This window comes from Ammoniphilus soli (genome assembly GCF_040813775.1).
Genome location: NZ_JBEGDL010000115.1, coordinates 1 through 1,774, shown reverse-complemented (window position 1 = coordinate 1,774; position 1,774 = coordinate 1). Strand labels below are relative to the sequence as shown.

The following is a 1,774-nucleotide window of genomic DNA, read 5'->3' as shown; positions in this document are numbered from 1 at the left end:
TTTAGCAGAACAAAAACTGGACTGCCGGACGCAGCCCAACTTATCGAACAATCGATTCCCGTTAGTTCAAACAAGTGGGCGTAACTCAGCCTTCAATTAAGCCCAAATATCGCACTTCCTTTCCATTAACAACTGCGATGTAGATAGGTCCATGCTTTTCAACTGAATTGTATATTTTAGTTCCTACTGGTAACTTGGTTGCAGTTCCGTTTTCGAATTCCTTCCCGTTATTAGTTTGTTTAGTGATCTGTATAACTTCTTCACCTATATTTAGATCAAGTTCCTTTACCCAATCAACATTATCAGCGTTAGAATATACCACGCCTTCAACAACAAAAATATCAGCATTCCTATTCGTTGATAATATCTCTTCAGCAGTAGGATTTTCTATCTTTGCTCTTTCTTGATTACTCGGTACAGTATTTGAACACCCGGCTATGATTAACAACGAAAGTATAAAAACAATTGCATATTTCAGCTAGATCCCTCCTGTTCATAATATTTAGACGAGACATCCGATTGTATAGTTTCATTTTTTTAGAATCCTGCCTTTAGATGAGCAAACAAAAAGAAATCGAGTAGCTCTGTGAAGCTATCGACTCCCGTTAGCGGAATACCATCAAACTATTACAAGATTTTTACATTATTTTTCTTCCGTAATACTCCTCGATTTCCTTAGACAATTTTTTCGTTTCATTCCCCATATATTTCAGGGCATTTTTCAGGATACTTAAATCATCACCTATACGAGCCATAACTGTCACGCTAACTACCTCTTGAATTTTGACATCCTCACTTAATGCCATGTTCTCAAGAAAATTAAAGATTTTACTGAGTAATTTCTCATCATCTTTTGTTAATTCTTGCGGTTTTTGGAGTAGGCTTATGAGAAATGGATTAAATATATCACCAAAAGCTATATGTGGAGGAATTAGACCTTCTACTTGCCATAATTTCTCAAGTTCTTTGTCGTAAAGTGGCTGCAATTGAGGGATTATTTTTAGCATTTCTTGAACGATGTTGTTGTAGGTTAAATTCATCATTTCGTCATCCCTTTAGTAAATAAGATTCTCATTAAGCTATCCTGCCCTTCGCAGCAAAAAGGCTGCCGGATGCTGCCCAGTTTGTTGCGCAATCGATCCCCGTTTAGCGGAATAAGGGCGCAATTAGACTGTAATTTTGCCATCGAGTGACCACTCAATAAACTTTTGGAGAGATGGAGCAACCCACTTACGGCTATCATCTTCGTGGTTCCAGACGTATATATCATTCTTTCTAATAACACCGTTTATTTTAGAGAATCCGAATAAATCCCCGTTTCCTGCATCTGAAAAGAATAGCAGAGTATCAAATGACCAATATATATCGTGAAATCCCTCATAGTTTCTTATATTTTTGTTCTCTCGAACTCACCAGTTTCTTTTCTGACGAGGAAGGTAACATTGTACGTGCACCTTTTAACGCAAATTGGCCTCTTAAAACCCTGAATACCATGAAGTTCATCGAGAACGAAGGAAAAACCACACTTACAATGATTCTGGTTCCCGTATCCCCGACTGAGGAAGAAATCAAAACCTTCTTTTCTTCACAAGAGATGATACAGGAAGGATTTACCGGAACCTTCAATCAATTAGCCGAATACCTAAAGATATAAACCGTTTGATATAGCCGCAGCTATAAAACACCGACCACCGGTGTTTTTTTGTTATTTATAACTATCCTCCCTCTATGAACAAATGCATATCTCCGTTTTTCTCTTGTTTTCTTAGTTTTT

At 37.4% G+C, this 1,774-nt stretch carries 4 protein-coding genes and 1 pseudogene; 1 reads left to right on the top strand and 4 read right to left on the bottom strand.

Translation table 11 applies throughout. The features are described 5' to 3' along the window. Positions 1-85 precede the first annotated feature (85 nt). The 4 genes and pseudogenes from ABLT31_RS38535 to ABLT31_RS38520 form a co-directional block, all read right to left on the bottom strand. Positions 86-448 (bottom strand): hypothetical protein, encoded by a 363-nt coding sequence (locus ABLT31_RS38535; protein WP_367761002.1) that lies wholly within the window; start codon positions 446-448, stop codon positions 86-88. A 190-nt stretch (positions 449-638) separates the two neighbouring features. After that, positions 639-1,043, bottom strand: coding sequence for a DUF7674 family protein (locus tag ABLT31_RS38530; protein WP_367761001.1), 405 nt, complete (start codon positions 1,041-1,043; stop codon positions 639-641). After that, the gene (locus ABLT31_RS38525; protein WP_367761000.1) at positions 1,040-1,186 is read right to left on the bottom strand and encodes a hypothetical protein; all 147 of its coding nucleotides are present in this window, start codon (positions 1,184-1,186) and stop codon (positions 1,040-1,042) included. The genes ABLT31_RS38530 and ABLT31_RS38525 overlap by 4 nt, the downstream gene beginning before the upstream one ends. After that, positions 1,167-1,403 (bottom strand): annotated as a pseudogene (locus ABLT31_RS38520) (SMI1/KNR4 family protein); the annotation flags it as partial. The gene ABLT31_RS38525 and the pseudogene ABLT31_RS38520, both read right to left, overlap by 20 nt. 89 nt (positions 1,404-1,492) lie before the next feature. Between ABLT31_RS38520 and ABLT31_RS38515 the strand changes: the two are divergent. Beyond that, positions 1,493-1,654, top strand: coding sequence for a hypothetical protein (locus ABLT31_RS38515; protein WP_367760999.1), 162 nt, complete (start codon positions 1,493-1,495; stop codon positions 1,652-1,654). Positions 1,655-1,774 lie beyond the last annotated feature (120 nt).

Excerpts from the sequence above, each read along its gene's own strand:
- ABLT31_RS38530 (WP_367761001.1), bottom strand. The coding sequence starts at position 1,043 with ATGATGAATTTAACCTACAACAACATCGTTCAAGAAATGCTAAAAATA.
- ABLT31_RS38515 (WP_367760999.1), top strand. The coding sequence starts at position 1,493 with ATGAAGTTCATCGAGAACGAAGGAAAAACCACACTTACAATGATTCTG.
- ABLT31_RS38525 (WP_367761000.1), bottom strand. The coding sequence starts at position 1,186 with ATGGCAAAATTACAGTCTAATTGCGCCCTTATTCCGCTAAACGGGGAT.